The organism is Pseudobythopirellula maris, from assembly GCF_007859945.1.
Taxonomy (GTDB): Bacteria; Planctomycetota; Planctomycetia; order Pirellulales; family Lacipirellulaceae; genus Pseudobythopirellula; species Pseudobythopirellula maris.
On record NZ_SJPQ01000001.1, the window covers coordinates 261922 to 278718 of the forward strand.

The 16797-nt window shown below is 60.8% G+C and carries 13 protein-coding genes; 6 read left to right on the forward strand and 7 right to left on the reverse strand.

The genetic code is table 11. The annotated features are described in order from the left end of the window. Positions 1–8: 8 nt before the first annotated feature. The 3 genes from Mal64_RS00970 to Mal64_RS00980 are packed head-to-tail and all read left to right on the forward strand — an operon-like array spanning position 9 to position 2922. Positions 9–893, forward strand: a complete 885-nt coding sequence (locus Mal64_RS00970; RefSeq protein WP_146395818.1) for a glycosyltransferase family 2 protein — start codon at positions 9–11, stop codon at positions 891–893. Beyond that, positions 890–1903, forward strand: coding sequence for an NAD-dependent epimerase/dehydratase family protein (locus Mal64_RS00975; RefSeq protein ID WP_197525314.1), 1014 nt, complete (start codon positions 890–892; stop codon positions 1901–1903). The genes Mal64_RS00970 and Mal64_RS00975 overlap by 4 nt, the downstream gene beginning before the upstream one ends. Then, positions 1900–2922, forward strand: a complete 1023-nt coding sequence (locus tag Mal64_RS00980) for an NAD-dependent epimerase/dehydratase family protein (protein WP_146395822.1) — start codon at positions 1900–1902, stop codon at positions 2920–2922. The genes Mal64_RS00975 and Mal64_RS00980 overlap by 4 nt, the downstream gene beginning before the upstream one ends. 7 nt (positions 2923–2929) lie before the next feature. Here the strand turns inward: Mal64_RS00980 and Mal64_RS00985 are convergent, their stop codons facing one another. Genes Mal64_RS00985 through Mal64_RS01000 form a run of 4 tightly spaced genes read right to left on the reverse strand, consistent with a single transcriptional unit; the run spans position 2930 to position 9063 of the window. After that, entirely contained in the window at positions 2930–4603 is a 1674-nt protein-coding gene (locus Mal64_RS00985) for a B12-binding domain-containing radical SAM protein (protein WP_146395824.1), read from the reverse strand. A gap of 31 nt (positions 4604–4634) precedes the next feature. Continuing rightward, positions 4635–6221, reverse strand: a complete 1587-nt coding sequence (locus Mal64_RS00990) for a B12-binding domain-containing radical SAM protein (protein WP_146395826.1) — start codon at positions 6219–6221, stop codon at positions 4635–4637. Continuing rightward, on the reverse strand, positions 6206–7672 hold the full coding sequence (locus Mal64_RS00995) for a B12-binding domain-containing radical SAM protein (protein WP_146395827.1): 1467 nt from the start codon (positions 7670–7672) through the stop codon (positions 6206–6208). The genes Mal64_RS00990 and Mal64_RS00995 overlap by 16 nt, the downstream gene beginning before the upstream one ends. 20 nt (positions 7673–7692) lie before the next feature. Next, on the reverse strand, positions 7693–9063 hold the full coding sequence (locus Mal64_RS01000) for a B12-binding domain-containing radical SAM protein (RefSeq protein WP_197525315.1): 1371 nt from the start codon (positions 9061–9063) through the stop codon (positions 7693–7695). Positions 9064–9491: 428 nt separating this feature from the next. Between Mal64_RS01000 and Mal64_RS01005 the strand changes: the two genes are divergently transcribed. The 3 genes from Mal64_RS01005 (at position 9492) to Mal64_RS20260 (ending at position 12054) form a co-directional block, all read left to right on the forward strand. Further along, entirely contained in the window at positions 9492–10679 is a 1188-nt protein-coding gene (locus Mal64_RS01005) for a DegT/DnrJ/EryC1/StrS family aminotransferase (protein ID WP_146395831.1), read from the forward strand. Continuing rightward, a complete protein-coding gene (locus Mal64_RS01010) occupies positions 10676–11674 on the forward strand; it encodes a Gfo/Idh/MocA family protein (RefSeq protein WP_261342157.1) in 999 nt (332 codons plus the stop codon). The genes Mal64_RS01005 and Mal64_RS01010 overlap by 4 nt, the downstream gene beginning before the upstream one ends. Before the next feature lie 71 nt (positions 11675–11745). Then, entirely contained in the window at positions 11746–12054 is a 309-nt protein-coding gene (locus Mal64_RS20260) for a transposase (RefSeq protein WP_146395835.1), read from the forward strand. 122 nt (positions 12055–12176) lie between these two features. Here the strand turns inward: Mal64_RS20260 and Mal64_RS01020 are convergent, their stop codons facing one another. The 3 genes from Mal64_RS01020 to Mal64_RS01030 form a co-directional block, all read right to left on the reverse strand. Then, entirely contained in the window at positions 12177–13664 is a 1488-nt protein-coding gene (locus Mal64_RS01020) for a hypothetical protein (RefSeq protein WP_146395837.1), read from the reverse strand. Positions 13665–14226: 562 nt separating this feature from the next. Continuing rightward, entirely contained in the window at positions 14227–15177 is a 951-nt protein-coding gene (gene pelA, locus Mal64_RS01025; protein WP_197525316.1) for a pectate lyase, read from the reverse strand. A gap of 237 nt (positions 15178–15414) precedes the next feature. Next, positions 15415–16101: a DUF1593 domain-containing protein gene (locus tag Mal64_RS01030; RefSeq protein WP_231993545.1), complete on the reverse strand. Its 687-nt coding sequence runs from the start codon at positions 16099–16101 to the stop codon at positions 15415–15417. Positions 16102–16797 lie beyond the last annotated feature (696 nt).

Below are 16797 nucleotides of genomic sequence, written 5' to 3' on the forward strand. Positions count from 1 at the left end.
CTGCGTACATGAATGAGCCCTCGGTCAAACTATCGGTCGTTGTGTTGAATCACAACTCCGGCACGATGCTCGTTGATTGCCTCGACAGCTTGTTCGCCGAACCTTTCCCTTGGCCTGTGGAGGTCATTGTTCCGGACAATCAGAGCACCGACGAGAGTCTAGGGCTGGCGGAGAAGAAATGGGGCGACCGAATCGAGGTGCTCCGCAATGGAGCGAACAAGGGGTTCGCCTGGGGCAACAACATCGGGATCCACCGGAGCAGTGGAGAGTATGTCTGCTTGCTCAATCCCGACACGATCGTCCACCCAGGGGCGTTCGAAGAAGTGGTCCGGTTTATGGACGAACGACCGCGGGCTGGTTTCGCGGGCCCAAAGGTGCTGAACAAAGACGGCACTTTTCAGCTCTCCGCTAAACGGTCGATTCCTACCCCGATGGACGCCGTTTATCGGGCTGCTGGGATCAGCAAGCTGTTTCCCGACAGCAAGCGATTCGCTCGCTACAACGTGACCTACCTCGACCCCGATGCGACCCACCAGGTCGACGCCTGCACCGGGTGTTGCATGTTCGCCCGTCGAGCGATGCTTGACGAGATCGGCTTGCTCGACGAGGGCTACTTCATCTATTGCGAAGACGTCGACTGGTTCCTCCGTGCGAAGCGAGCCGAGTGGGAGGTGTGGTACGTCGCCTCGGCGGTGATCGAGCACCACCACGCCTACAGCGCGCGGTTCCGCCGCGCCCAGGCGGTCCGCGACTTCCACAACTCGATGATCCGCTTCCATAAGAAGCACTTCGCGTCGGAGTACTCGGCGCCGGTGAATCTGCTGATCTATGCCGGGGTTCGGATGCGGATGGTGATGATGATCGCCTACAGGACACTCGCAGGATGGGGGTGAACGGCGCAGACCATCTCCGAGGCGGCGCCGACCGGCTGGCCCGGGGCGATGAAACACGCACGCTGGTGACCGGGGGCACAGGTTTTCTCGGCAGCCACCTCACCGACCTGCTATCCCGTACCGGACGTGAGGTGCTCGCGGTGTCTCGTGGCGATCGGGCCGACTGCCGGCCCGATCGCATGGTCGACGTGCTGGATCGCGACGCGCTCGCCGCCGTGTTCCGTGACTTTCACCCTCACGAAGTGGTGCATCTCGCGGCGACTTCTCACTTCATGACCCGCGACGACGATCTGGGCTACCGAACGAATGTTGACGGAACGGCCAACGTGATCGGGTGCGTCGCCGATGAGCCCCTCGTGAGGCGTTGTCTGATCGCCTCGTCGCACGTGGTCGCCAACGAGGACCTATTTGCGGCTGGAGAAGGACGCCGGTACGCCGACAGCAAACGTGCGATCGAGCGGCTGGTAGGTGAGTGGGGCTCCCGAGAAAAGGTATGCGTGACAATGCGGCCCTGCTCGATCTGGGGCCCCGGGTGCGGCGTTCCCTTCCGAGGCTTTTTTGAACGGGTGATCGCCGGGCGTTACTTCCATCCGGGCAACGTCGACCCGCCGAAGCGAATGGGCTACGTTAAGAACACTGTGTTCCAGATGGCCAAGCTGCTGGAGGCGCCGGCCGAGTTCGTCGATCGACGCATGATTGTTCTCGCCGATGATGAGACAACGACGCTGAGGGAGTGGTCACAAATGATCGCCGAGAAAGCGGGCCGCCGTCCTCCGCCCGCTGCCCCCGAAGCGCTCGTCCGAGCCGCTGCGCTGGCGGGCGACGCACTCAAGCTGCTCGGTTACCGCGACCCTCCCATCCACTCGTTCCGGCTAAAGAACATGCGACGCGACAGCAGCGGCCAGTCGATTGAAGCGATCCGCGAGCTCACGGGGGCCCTGCCCTACACGCTCGAGCAAGGCGTCGAGGAGACCGTTGCTTGGTTCAAGAACAAGGGGGCGCAACCATGAGCGGCGTCGCACTCGTCACGGGCGGAGCTGGGTTTCTTGGCAGCCATGTCGCCGAGCGGCTCGTACGGGAGGGGCGCCGGGTGATTGTTCTCGACGATCTCTCCGGCGGCTACCGCCGCAACTTGCCCTCGAATTGTGAATTCGTGAGGGGGTCGGTAGCCGATCGGGTCCTCATCGAGCGTGTCTTCGCCGAGAATCGGATCGCGCACGTCTATCACTTAGCGGCATACGCCGCCGAAGGGCTCAGCCATTTCGTCCGTCGGTTCAATTACGAGAACAACCTGCTGGCGAGCATCAACCTCATCAACGCCGCGGTCAATCACGGCGTGAAGTGCTTCGTCTTCACTTCGTCGGCGGCGGTGTACGGCAGTGGCGCCGATGGAGCCGCCTCGCCGACACCCACACCGGTCGACCCCTACGGCGTGGCGAAGCTCGCCGTGGAGCAGGACCTGCGGGCGGCGGAAGAGATGTTCGGGCTTCGCCATGTCGTGTTCCGCCCCCACAATGTTTACGGCGAGCGACAGAACCTCTCCGACCCCTTCCGGAACGTCATCGGGATATTTCTTAAGCAGACTCTTCTTGGCGAGCCCTGCACCATCTTTGGCGATGGAAAGCAGACGAGGAATTTCACGCATGTGGATGATGTGGCGCCAGCAATCGCCCGCTGCGTCGAAGCGCCCGAAGCGTGGGGTAAGGCCTTCGACATTGGCAGTGATCAAGCGACCAGCCTCAACGAAATCGCCGAAATGGTCCAGAACGCGGTTGGCTGTCGGGTGGGCGTCACGCGGCTGCCGGAGAGGCGTGAGGCGGCGCACGTGAAGACGAACCACGAAGAGGCCCGGCGGGTTTTCGCCCTTGGACCGGGGGTCGAGCTGGCGGAGGGCCTGCGTCGCGTCGCCGCTTGGGCGGCCGACCTTGAGCTCGGCCCGCCGCGGCTAGATCTGACGATTGAAATAGAACGGGAGCTCCCTCCCTCGTGGCGCAACGCGCTCACGAAGCGTGCGCCCCACGACAGCTGATTCCGAATCAGTTTTTGCTCACCGAGCGGACGGCCATCGCGGGATCGACGATCGGCAAGATTGGGTCGGTCGCCCCGACTGAAACCGGCTGCGGCTCGGCCGGTGGCGGCGCCACGGTTTCCGGTCCGGCAGTGGGCTCGGAAGACGGTTTCTCCTTGGAGGTCTTCATGGCGGCGGGGCCCGAGAGGTGGCTGCAGTCGACCTCAACGGCGCCCTTGCGGAACACCTGCGCCTGGCGGTTCATCAAGTAGTGCCCGAACCAGAGGTAGGGCGCCGTCACGGATTTCTTCAGCGCCCGCTTGGCCGAGACCAAGGCCTTGAGCGACCACCCGTCGCGTTCGACGTACCGCGTGAGCGGGCCGACGATCGCCTTGCCGGGCCAGCGTGTGCGGTACAGCCGGACGATGATGCCAAAGTAGTCGTGGATGAACTTGATCTGGTCGGCGCTGATGCACTCTTGGTTCATCGGCGTGTCGTCGGAGAAAGTGTCGGGCATGCGGCTCGACAGCGTGCCGTTGGCCAACGCCTGCGTGTGCAAAGGGGTGCCCGGGTAGGGGCAGAAGATGCTCACCATGTTCTTGTCGATTTTGGATTCGGCGTTGAAGAACACCGTGGTCAAGGCGTCCTTGGGCGTCTCGCCGGGCAATCCGATCATCGAGAAGGTGTTCACTTGGATTCCTCGGTCGCGCAGCCGGCGGAACGCCTCGTGGCACTGTTCGTCAGGAATATGCTTGCCGACGATCTCGGCGCGGATCCGCTCGACGCCGCTCTCCAGGCCGAGCGAAACCGAATTGCAGCCAGCCTGCTGCAGCAGTTCGGCCACATCGAGCGATACCAGGTCGGCCCTCAGGTTGCAGTTGAATGGGATTCCTACCCGCTGAGGGTAAACCTCGGCGAATTCCCGGAACCATTTCTTGTTCATCGTGAGGATCTCGTCCTGGAAGTAGATCCCGTGCAGCTTGCCAGGGAAGTACCGCAGGGACTGTTTGATCTCTTCGCACACCCGCTCGACCGACTTGTAGCGGAGATAGCTCTGCGCGTTGGGCGCCCGATCGCGGATCGCCTCGTTGCAGCAGAACGGGCACTTGTAGGGGCACCCCCGTGAGCAATGGACGTAGAGCACGCCCTCGCGAGTGCTCACCAGCTTCATGAAGTCGAACACGCTGCGGTCGGGAGCCGGAAGAGAGTCAAGCTCCGTGATCAACGGCGCCGCGAGGTTGCGGGTGATCTCGCCCCCTTCCTTCGCGTAGATGCCAGGCACGTCGGCGAAGCTCTCTCCGCGATCGACGCGATCGAGGAACGGCAGGATGACCGCCTCGCCCTCGCCCAGGCTCACGGCCGAAATCCCGTCGACGTTGATGCTTTCCTCGGGGTTGAGGATCGCGTGGACGCCTCCCATGATCGACGGCGTGTCGGGCAAGCGGCGGCGGATGGCGCCCGCGAATTCCACGAGGTATCGGAACGTGTGCGTCATGCACGAGTAGCCGATGGCGTCTGGCCCGCTGGCCGCCACACGCTCGGCCAGCTCGTCGGGGTCGATCGGCCTGGTGACGTGCATCAGCTCGAACTCGTGGCCGGCGCTCTTGATCACCGAGGCGATCGACGCCACCCCCTCCGAGTAATGACCTGAGAAACCGGGCATGTTGCCGCGGATCTCGAGCATCAGCATGGTGAATTTCATGGCCGCACTCGCGAGGCTAGTTGAACATGACTTAGTTAAACATGACCCTGTCGAGCAACCGGCGGAACGTTCGGTTACGCACGAAGAGCCTCTCCAACGTGTTGAAACGGGCCGCCTGGGCCGCGACGTCGCCCAGCACGCCGAAGCGTTTGAGCTTGCGTTTGAGGGTCGCCACCTGGATGTCTTGGCTCGCGCGGACGGTCATTTTGAGCGCCTTGTGGCGGTCGGCCGTCGGCATCTCGGGCGTCTCGAAGAACGGCTGCGAACGCAGCTTCCACTCGTCCTCGCGGTTGAACATGTGTTCGAACGGTCCCAGCAGCGCCGCGTTCTCATTGACCCAGTCGCTCAGCGCCGTGCCGGGGAACGGGACGAGGTTGAAGAAGAACGCCTTCATCACCGGGTGCTTCTTCGCCAAGTCGATCGACTTTTGCACGTCCTCAAGCGTCTCGCCCGGGGTGCCGTAAACGAACAGCAGCGTGACGTCGAATCCCTGCTCGCAGGCAAGGCCCACGGCTTTGTCGACCTGCTCGACGGTGAGGTGCTTGCAGATGATCGCCATGATGCGGTCGCTGCCCGACTCGACCCCGATGCCGAGCTGCTTGAAGCCGGCCCGTTTCATCGCGACGAGCACCTGCTCGTTGATCAAGTCGGCCCGGATCCCCTGGCCGCAACGCAGCACAGCGCCCTCGAAGTTGCGTGATTCGATCTCGTGCATCAGCTCCTTGATGCGGTGGCGGTTGGCCAGAAAGTTGTCGTCGCCGAACTGGAACGAGCGGATCCCGAGCTTGTAGAAGTGCTCCATCTCGTCGCCAACGCTCTTGGCGCTGCGGTAGCGGATCTGCTTGCCCATGATGTTGGGGACCGAGCAGAAGATGCACTTGTGGGGGCAGCCCCGGCTGGTGCTGATCTCGACCTCGTTGGTGTACTTGCTGAGGTCGTAGCTCTTGAAGCGGGGGTAGGGGAACTGGTCGAGGTCCTGGACGAGCTCGCGCGGCGGCCCGCTCTTGACCGACTCGCCGTCGCGGTAGTGGAGACCGGCGATCGACTCGGGGGGCGCCCCCTGGCAGAGTTGCAGCATGGGGATCTCCCCCTCGCCCGCGATGGCGTAGTCGACCGACTGGCACTGATCGAGCACGCCCGCCTCGAGCGCGCTGACGTGCGGCCCGCCGAGCACGAACTTCAGGTGCGGGTAGCGCGCCTTCAGCTCGTCGATCAGGTCGTAAGTCGACATGTACTGGTAGGTCATCATCGTGACCCCAACGACGTCCGGCTTGAACTCCTCGATCTTGCGGAAGAGTTCCTTCTTGCGCCGCGTGGTGTTCATGTCGATGCCGGCGGTGTCGACGCCCCTCGAGGCGACGAACTCCTCGACGTAGCTGATGCCGACCGGCGGCCTCACGCCGCCGAACCAGCGGCCGGGGTAGGCGGGGGTGAGGCTCAGCATGCGGCGGAATCGCCAGTCGATCGGCCCCTCGGGGTTGATCGCCGCCAACTGCTGCGCGGCGAGCCGGCCCTTGGCCGTCGTCGGGGCCAGCGGCGCCGGGGCGACGTCGGTTTCGCACGATCCGCTCGAGCAGCCCGAGCCTGTCGCATCAATGATGTTCAATTCGATTGCCATTGCAGCAGCCTCGCGGCTTTGCGTGTGAGAGCAGATAAGTCTCGCAAGTTCCGCACATAACTCAGACGCCGACGGATGAAGGTCGGCGAGAAGTAGACCTGGCGGCGGGCGCGGGTGACGGCGCGTTGAAGGTCGTCGGAGGTCATCGTTTCGGTCCGCACGACCACGTCCTCGAAGCCATTGAACTTGTCCCAGTCCTTGGTCATCAGCTGGCCCTGCTTCTCGACGTGGTCGTAGAAGCTCGTGCCTGGGAACGGGATCGCCACCGAGAACTGCACCGAGTCGACCGGCAGCGTCTTGATGTAGCGCACCGTGTTGGAGACCGACTCCTCGGTCTCGCCGATCATGCCGATGACGAACGACACGTGGTTCTTGATCCCCAGCGAGTGCGACAGCTCGAGCGTCTCGCGGACTTGGTCGAGATTGATGTCTTTCTGCGTGCGGCGTAGCACCTCGGGGTCTCCTGACTCCACGCCGATCCGCAGCGTGAACAGCCCGGTCTCGATCAGTCGCTCCATGAGTTCCCGGTCCCAGTTGTCGGCCCGGGCGTTCATGCCCCACGGCACGACCAATCGGCGTCGCTTCATCTCGTCGGCGAACTCTAGCACACGGGTTCTGCCGAGGTTGAACGTGTCGTCGTCGAAGAAGAAGCTCTTGGTTTTGGGATACGCCTTGAGGGCCCAGTCCATTTCGGCGGCGATCTCCGGGCCCGACCTTGTGCGGTAGCTCCCCTTGAGCATCGTCTGCGGCCAGAGGCAGAAGTTGCACTTGTAGGGGCAGCCCCGGCTGCCATACATGAACATCACCGGCGCCGGGAAGCCGGGGACGTTGTAGCGGTCCATCGGCAGCGTGGCGCGGTGGGGGTAGGGCAACTCGTCGAGGTTCTCGATGAGCGCCCGGCGGTCGGTCGACCGGTGGCTGCCCAGCACGGCTAGGCCCTCGCCCCCGGCAGACTCGCGCAGCACCAGCCCCGCGACCGTGTCAACCGACTCGCCGGCGGCGAGTTTCTTGGCGAGCTCGACCGACGTGCGTTCCGGCTCGCCGCGGATCACGAAGTCGACCGCCGCACAGTCCAAGGCGTCCTGCGGCCGCACGTCGACGTGCGGTCCGTACATCGCGACGCGGCACTCGGGCAGCTTCTCTTTGAGGCTCGTGAGGACACGCAGGTCGTGGCCGAGCGACGTGGTCGAGGTTTCAACCACTACAAGGTCGGGGCGGAACCTATCGATCCGCCCGATCACCGAAGCGGGACTCGCCCGCTCGGCGATGCCGTCGATGCACAGCACCTCGGCCCCTTGTTCCTCGGCGTAGGCCGCGGCGTAGGCCAGCAGGAAGGGAAACGGCAGGTAGGCGTTGCTGTTCTTGCGTGTGAGGTTCGGGAAACGGCACCCGGCGCGGATTCCCCACCGCTCATCGGTTTCCCAAGGAGGATTGAAGTAGCAGACCCGCATCACGACGCTCCGAGATAAGATTAGAACCGCCGCATCAGGAACCTAGTTCCCTTGCGAGCCAGGGCGAGCACCTCCGAAGGACTTCCCGCGTACGAAAGGCGGCGGAGCAGGTAACGCGGCGACGAGTACACCTGCCGCATCACGTACTTTTCTGCTTTGAGGATCTCGGCACGCGACATGGTCTCGGTTCGCACAACGCTGTTGGAGACCACGTTGAACTGGTCCCAGTCACGGGTCTCAAGGAACCCGTCGCGCACCACCTCATCGTAGTACTCGGTTCCCGGGAAGGGCGTGGTGACGGTGAAGGCGATGCTGTCGGGCGTGATCGACTTAGCGAACGCGGCCGTCCGCTTGACCGAGTCCCAGCTCTCGCCTGACAAACCGATCGTAAAGGTAACGTGCACCTTCACGCCGTTGTCGTGGGCCATGTCGATGCAGGGCTGCACCTTGGAGATGTCGAGGTCTTTCTTCGTGCGACGGAGCACCTCGGGGTCGGCCGACTCCACGCCGATTCGGATGTTGAACAGCCCGGCCTCGGCCAGTTCGCGCATCATCTCGGGGTTGAACTGGTCGGGGCGTGCGTTGCAGCCCCAGGGCAGCTTCATGCCCCGCTCCTTAAACAACCGGGCCATCTGCCGCATCCGATCGCCGCCCAAGTTGAACGTGTCGTCGTCAAAGTAGATCGAGCCGAACGGACCGAAACGCTTCTGGGCGTCTTCAATCTCGTCGATGACCGACTCGGGCGAACGCGTCCGGTAGCTGCCCGACTTGAACCACTGCGGCCAGACACAGAAGGTGCAGCGATAGGGGCACCCACGCGAGGCGTACATGAACAGCACCGGCCCGGGGAACCCGGCCACGCTGTAGCTGCTCATCGGAAGCGTTTCTCGGTGCGGGAGGGGCAACGCGTCGAGCTCGGGCATCAGCGGCCGCTTCTCGCCAACGACTATCTCGCCATCGGCGGTGCGGTACCCAAGACCCCCCATCCCTTCATAAGACTCACCGCCACGGAGACAGCCTATGAGGTCAACCGTCGTCTGCTCGTATTCGCCGACGAGAACGAAGTCGAGAAACTCGTTGTCTAGCAACTCCCTCGCGACCGCCGAGGCGTGCGGACCGCAAACCGCCACGCGGGCGCCGGTCTCCCTTTTAGCCGCCTCGGCGACCTCGAGGTCCATGCGGTGCGACTCGGTCGACATCTCGCTGATCAAGAGGTCGGGGCCGAAGTCTTTGACCCGGCGGAGGTACTCGTCGCGATCGAGGTCCTCGGCGATGGCGTCGATGATCATCGCCTCGACTCCTTCGATCCGCTCGACCATCGCCATGGCGTAGGCCAGCGTGAAGGGGAACGGCATGAAGGTGTGCTGGCCGTCTCCAATTGAATTGGGCACACGGCAGCCTGCGCGGATCCCTTTCCTTCCGTCGACTCGCCATGACGGATTCGCTAAGCAAACTCTCATGTGCTTCGGCTCAGTGAGTTTCGATCGAGTCGCCTACGACTGCCTATTGCTAACTTACTGCTGGAAAACTAGTGCGCGTTCTATATGCTCGAACGCGATCATGGTCATGGAAACCACGCTCAGGTAGAAAAGATCGCCAGATTTCGCGGCACATTATGACACATCGGCTTCTACTACATTAGAGTACGGTAGAAGGAGAGCACGCAAGCATTTTCTTCTAGTTTACTGCCGATGGCAGTTATTGCCCTACTCTTTCCTGCGTCTGAGGGCTATTCGGAATCCGCAGCTATACCGGGCTCACTTTGAAGCGATCGTGCTGTTCCAACGACAAGTCTTGAGACGATCAAAGAATCCTTAGAATGGCGGTCAAAGTCCCTTTTGTCGACTTGCTCAAGCTCGATTCCGAGCTTGGAGAATCAATCGGCGCCGCCATAGCCGAAGTTCTCCATTCGAAGTCTTTCATCGGAGGGCCTCACGTTGAGAGGTTTGAGCGTGATTTTGCTCACTACTGCGGAGTGGGTCACTGCATTGGGGTAAGCAACGGCAGCGACGCGCTGTTCCTTGCGCTGCGGGCCCTGGGGGTAGGTGAGGGCGATGAGGTGATTACCACGCCTCTGAGCTTCGTCGCCACGCTGCAAGCGATTCTACGCGTGGGGGCGTATCCCCGTTTCGTCGATGTCGACCCCCAGACGCTCAATATCGATGCGAGCAAGCTGGAGTCGTGCGTCACGGCCCGCACGCGAGCGCTCTTGCCCGTTCATCTGTACGGGTTGCCTGCCGACATGGAAGCCATCAATCAAGTCGCCGCGAAACACGGAATCAAAGTCATTGAGGATGCGGCCCAGGCTCATGGCGCCGTTTACCAAGGCCGTCGTGTGGGGGCGCTCAGCGACGCGGCGTGTTTCAGTTTTTACCCTACCAAGAACTTGGCGGCTTGCGGTGATGGCGGAGCGGTAACGACCGATGATGCCGAACTCGCCGAGCGAATCCGTTCCCTTGCGAATCACGGGCGCGATGCTGCCGGTCGGCCCGCGGCTACGGGTTACAACTGCCGCTTAGACGCGGTCCAAGCGGCAGTCCTAAGCGTAAAGCTACGCCGCCTCGACGGATGGAACGTGCGACGGCGCGAGATTGCCGCACGCTACGATCGGATGCTCCATGGCTTGCCGCTTCGAACTATCTCGGATCCGAACGGGACGGTCTCAGCGCATCACCTGTTCACAATCATGGCGGAACCACAGCACCGCGACTCCATGCGCGACCACCTTCTGCAGCAAGGTATCGAGGCGAGAGTTTTTTACGACAGGCTCTTGACTCAGGCCACCAAAAATCTGTCGCTCAGTGCGAGACATTCTTCTCGCCCAGACGTTGTTGACGGGGTCCCCGTTGCTGAGAGTGCGACACGGAGTGTTCTGTCCTTACCGAATCATCCCGCCCTAACTTCTTCGCAAGTCGATTCTGTTATCGAAGCGGTCCGTGGATATTACAGAGCAAAACCTGTCGAACGACTCTCGATGGGAGTGGCCGAAGAGCTACAAGGCCGGTGATCAACACTCCGATAGTACGGTTTGCGATTGTTGGCGCCGGCCACATGGGCCGACTGTACGCCGAGAAGATTGCGAGGATGAGTGACGAGGGCCTGGAACTCACGGCTGTGGCTGACAGAAACAGATCGCGTGCACGCGATCTTGCTCTCCCGTATGGGGCGATCGGCTGCTGCGATCCAGAGAGGGCTTTCGAGGAAGCCGATGCCGTGGTTGTGGCTACCCCCGCGACAAGCCACTGCGACGTGGCGTTAGCCGCGATGCGTGCAGGGCTCGACACACTCGTCGAGAAACCAATCGCCAGCTCGATGGTCGCCGCCCAGGCCATGGTTTCCGCAGCCGAAGAGTTGGGCCGCTGTCTGTACGTCGGTCATCAAGAGTGGTGGAATCCCGCCGTACAGGCGGCTGTAGATTTGGTGGACGCCCCCACTTACTTTGCTGGCCGCAGGTTTTGCGGATTTAGTGGCCGCAACACCGACGTCGACGTGGTCGTCGATCTCATGATTCACGATGTTCACATCGTCCAATCGGTGTTGCGCGAAGAGCCCTGTAGCATCGAGGCCATCGGCGCGAGATTGCTCTCCGACTCAACCGACGAGGCTTGCGCCAGACTGGTCTTTCCTGCGGGGCAGATTGCCATGCTCAGCGCGAGCCGAATATGCCCCACACCTGAGCGACGACTGTGGATGCACGAACACGGCGCGACCCTTTGCGTCGATACGCTAGCCAGCACCGTCACTTGGGGGCCGGCTCCTTTCGGCAGTGCTCCGGATAAAGAGTCGATGCCCTCGCGTCAACAGCCGCAAATTATTGAGCAAGACGACCTAGTAAGCCAGTTGAGAAGGTTCCTCAAACTGAGGAAAACGCGGGAAACCAGTCCTGCATCTATTAGTGCTCTGTGTGCCTTACGAACTTGCCTGAGAATCTCTAATGCATTGGCCAGGAAAACCAATTTCAACGGCGATGATATCGATAGGACACCAATCCAATGTGACTAGGCAGCGTGGACATTAATCTCGCGTGATTCTGATGGATTTGGGAGTCTTCATGCAGTTCAAGGAGGACTTTTATGGCGAAGGGACACGCGTTGACACAGGAGCAGTGGGAAGCGATCCGCGACCTGCTGCCAGGCAAGGAAGGCGACCCGGGGCGTTCGGGCGAGAACAACCGTCTCTTTGTGGATGCCGTTCTGTACGTGCTGAAGACGGGCGTGCCTTGGGAGGATCTCCCGGCGCGGTTCGGCAAGGGCAACTTCATCGAAAGAACCTCCTGTCCGGGAAACCGCCCGGGCGGGATTCTCTCATTCAGAATGGCTCGATTCGAGGGGGGAAGGCCAGTAACGCCTCGGCCTGGCCCTCCCCTTGCGCTATCCTGCTAATTGCCTTTCCCCGGAAACGGGCATCTATCCCCGACAACGTTGCAAGGTTTTTGTGCCCAATTCCGATCGCGAACTTGCCGCACCTCCTCTCTAGGGCCTGCACATCCATGCGTGACGTCGGCCTAGTTCTGAGACCACGCCCCAACCTCGGCAGCCGGTAGCGTTCCATCCCCGGCGACCGTTATCAACGCCACGTAAGATGAATTGCCCGGTGTTGCTAATGTTATGCACCCTCGATCCCCCCAATCACGAGGGCCTCCGTTCCACTTGACCTCAACAAGCTCTGGTTCCGTCCATTCTAGATTTTCGACATCAAGCCATCTGAGATGGGCCTTCTTCACGTACACCCAGGGATCCAGGCCAATCTTATAGCGCCCCCTAGGGAAATACACGGCGTACTGTCGCCCTATGTCCGCCAGCACATAAGCCTCCACCGTGCTCGGGGCGGCTGCCACGATGTGAGACAACAGGTCGTTGTGGGGCGCCGCCGAAAACAGAGCGAACTCAGACAATAGCATGTCCATCGCCTTGAGATTTGTTTGGACACGCTCATTCAGGCCTGCCCCCCAGAGCTTCCTGGGAACAGAGGGGCGGTGAAAGCGAGCAGAAGCACATCCACCAAAGACTATACGCCAGAATCGATTAACTGCCTCGGTCTCTGTTCCCGCCGAGTAGTTCGTGCTCGAATCCGTCGCGCCGTATATTTTCTCATTATTGAGCGGCATAGGGGCTCCCCCCCAACACGCCATCTTCTCCCGCCATTTCATGATGTTATCGTAGTGCGCCGGGCCCCTCCCTCCTCGTGAATCCTGATTGTTCTGCGATATATCTGCGTAGTCGAAGGCGTCAGGATACGACATAGCCGCCCGTACCGAGTTTGACGCATCGTACTGCATAGTCGTAACAAAGACTTTGCGGCGTGCTTGTCTCGCGGCCTCGTGGATGTATCGTCCCCAATAGCTTTCCCATTCAGCACCCGCACTGCTCTCGTTATCAATATTGTAGAGCACGTGATCGTAGGCCAAGGATGTCGCCATTAGTTTGTCGACGTACCTGTGCTGGACCTCCATGCCTGCTTGGTTGCTGGCGCCGATCGTGCCGTAGAAGTCTTCACGATCGTCAACGACATCTGCGCTGTAAGTAACGTTGTTCCGTCCCAGCCAGGGATTGTCGGGGCGCCTGAGGTCGTGGCTGTCCCAGAGTGTTAACTGGACGATGATGCCGCGCTTGGCCGTCTCTCGCAACAAGACGTCTAAGCGGCGCCAGTACTCATTGTTCCACCGGTCCAAGTCGTAAAGGCCATTCTCCGTCTTGTCGTACGCGAAGACGTTCCCTTCGTCGCGTGACGACATCGTGTTTCTCAGATAGTTTCCCCCAACTGACGCAAGAAGGTTCAATTGCTCGCGAAGCCTTGATTCAGGCCACTGAAAGGGATTGTCTTCATCGCTGCCGCCCCGTAACAAGATGGGTTTACCATGGTATTCCCAGTACCATGGATTCTTCGCGTAGGGCCGGATCGGAGACGGTCCTTCGGCAGCCTTAAGGGTGCCACCGATGGCGGGTATGCTTGCTAGCAGGAGGCACCAGCATATCCGTAGGGTTCGTTTCATGATATTTTCCTATTGTCCAAGGTGCACGGCATTTATGTCGTTTGCCAGATCTGGGCCCTATGCTAAGAGGCTTTCAATAACCGCTAATTGAGGCCCGGTTCGAGTGCGCTATCGCGTTGTGCTTGAGCAGGAAGCCCTACCTGACCTACCTGAAGGACGCGCAGTAGAAACGCATCGAGCCGTGGATACCACTTGACGCGGCCGACGGCCGACCGCCGAAACACGCCAAGCGTGAGAACCTCAATGCGAACCGCTACGTCACCGTACTCCCCCACCTGCAACGGCTGCACTTGGCGTGCGTTCCCGCACGACATGGAGGGCGCTGATCTGATCATCGTTCGTAGCTCTACTACGGTGACCTAGTGAACAGCAGAGCAACTGGTGACGTGTCGCTATAAGAGAGGCGTTGCGTTCAATATCGTCGCCATAAGGCGCAGTCGATCTACTAGGTCATGCCCGTGGCGGGCCGATCGGGGCTTGTCGTCGCCTCCCCCTGATCGGAAGCGACCATGGTCTGAAGGGAATGGGAAGCGGAGTCCCCGTTTCTCTGTCGAGACGTGATTCAAATGCCGCCGCCGTCGGGCCCGCCTGAGCTCGCCACGTCGTGTCGTGAGCTCCACGCTGAATAGTGTTCGGCGAGCAGATCTTGAGCCCAGTCGCCGTAGTAGTCGTATTTTGCTCGACGCTCTAGTTCGATCTCTACGACCTCGTACCGATAAACGGAATCGCGCCCAAGGAACAGCGGACGATTCGTTACAAGCTCGTAGAACCTTGCCCAAAGGGGCGGAGCCTCGGCATCAGCCACAATCCGTCGATCCCTCTCTCCGTTCTCGTCCTCAAACTCCTCAAACCGGTAACCATGGATGGCGACCTTTCTGAACCATTCGGTGGCGCCTTCGATCGCCGCGATGATTTCCGGCCTCGGCTCTTCGATGGACATTAAGAATCGCACGATGTCGACGCTCTCGTCGCCGGAGAGGGACGGTGGCTCGTATGCCCGACCCCACGCCGGTTTGAGTGTTTCCTCATCGTATTGCGCACACCAAGCGGTAAGGTTGCCGTTCTGCTCGATCTGCGCCGCGAGAATGCAATCGACGCCCCTTTCTACCGCCGCCGCTGCTCTGGAACGCAGTTCGCCGTCTACAAAGTCGTAAGGAGGTTCTCCTTTGGCAACGTCACGCAAAACCGTCATCGCGCGGATCATTGCGCCATCGTTGAAGGTAATGCGCGAATAATAGCCGTCACGCAACGGCCAGAACTGGGGCCAACCCCCGGTGGGATACTGAGCATTGAGCAGATACTCGATGCCGTGCTCGAAAGCATCTCGATACTTGGCTTCCCCCGTCGCGTTGACGGCGCGGGCCAGAAACCGCAAGGGCAACGTGGTTGCCTCGTTGTCGAGGCTGTTCGCACGCCCGCTTCCTGGTTGCGGGATGTCGTCCGGTGTACGGGGCGACTTGCTCAGATCAGTGCTCTTCGGCCAGCCGCCTTGGGGCGATTGATACTCTAGCACACTGTCCGCGATGGCTTTGGCTTCTTCTGAGCGGAACCACTCGGTGTCATTTCTCAGGAGGTTCCGGTGGAAACGTGGCTGCGCATTGCAGGTAGAGCTAGCGCCACAAACGACTAGGCTCGCAAGGACGAGTGTGCTGCATCGAAGGAGGTGTATCATCTATCGGTCCTCAGTATTAGTTCTGCACGTCCACGATAACGCGCTGGTATCGTGTAAGCGGCGGCGAACAATCGTCTGTCACCGCGAGAATAGAATATATAGTGACCGTCCCAGGCGGCATGACGCGCCGCCCACATGAAAGCCGGGACTGCAAATATAGGACAGCTGTGGGAAGTTCTTGCGGATCCACGGGCCGCTGTCGTCCTGGTCCGATATCGTGTAATCGCGAAGCTTGGCGACGAAGTCTTCCAACTCTTCTTTGGATCGCGTCTCGCGCACCTTCCAAAGCGCTTGAGCCAAGACGTTGGGTCCGCCCCAGACGGTGACCCAAATCGTCCGCGAATCGGCGACCACGGTTTCGATTTGCATCTCTGATGCCGGCAAGTCTTTGCCTTCACCTACGGCATTCATTCCGTAAGTGGGAAGCCCCTCTTGAACGACGGGTAGCAGTTCGTCGGCCGCCGGAAAGTCCGGTGCGTGCAACAGCAGGTTTGGCTGAACCTTTCCGTAGGCTTCGACAATCTCCCTGATGCGCCACGCGGCCGTCTTATTCTTTTGGTCAACCGAGGTCGTCGCAGCGAGACCCTCTACGTCAAACTGGTCCGCGTACGCGAGGAACCGCACCATCGACTGGGCATCGTCCGGCTCATTCTCGATGTCAGTGAGCACGAAGACCCGGGGCTTTTCAGCGGCCGAGGCCGGCAGGCTCAACAACACCACTAAGCACAGCTTCGCTACCTGTCTCACACCCATCGATTCGCTCATGAAAGAGAATACGTTAAAACTGTGCGCCGGCTCATCGCAGGCCTGTCAGGCTTGCAGGGGATACTACCCATAAGAAGCTGCAAAAGGCTGTGAATCCCTTAGCAGCAGCCGACAGCGAGAACAACTTCACGCTGTGGTTTCGCGATGGCTCACCGGTAGTGTTGCGTCGGTAGGCGCCCCGCGGTCGCGCCTCCGGCCGTATAGCCGGCTTCCAAAGCCCTAGCAGCACGCACGTGCACAACGCGCGCTCGATCACCACCTGCGCGTTCGGTGTAGAGCGCCTTCGAGATCGGCGATCAACGCAACGCCTGACGATGTGCTTCGACAACGCACGCTCTTGGGAAGTCCGATATGCATACGTCAGAGTAACGGCGCAGCCACGGCGTCGCCAGAACTCCAGCGGAGCCGAACGCGAGATCTCCACGCGCGTGACGCACCCCAGGGCGTCACGCCTTGGACCTTTGCTCGCCAACTGCATGCCACTCCTTAACAACGGAGTGTTGGCAGCCGGATACTTTGCGTGTGCTGCCGTTGGACTCACCTGGTAGTTACCTCAAAGTCCGCGTCCTCCAAGCCAGACTCCGGCACCTCGGCTCTAAGCTTTGTCAAAACGTTGTATTGAGATGGAAACAGTTCTACCGTCGGTTCCGCGTCTGGCGGGGGCGCGACCGCCGGGCTGTCCGAGAAAATACTGAC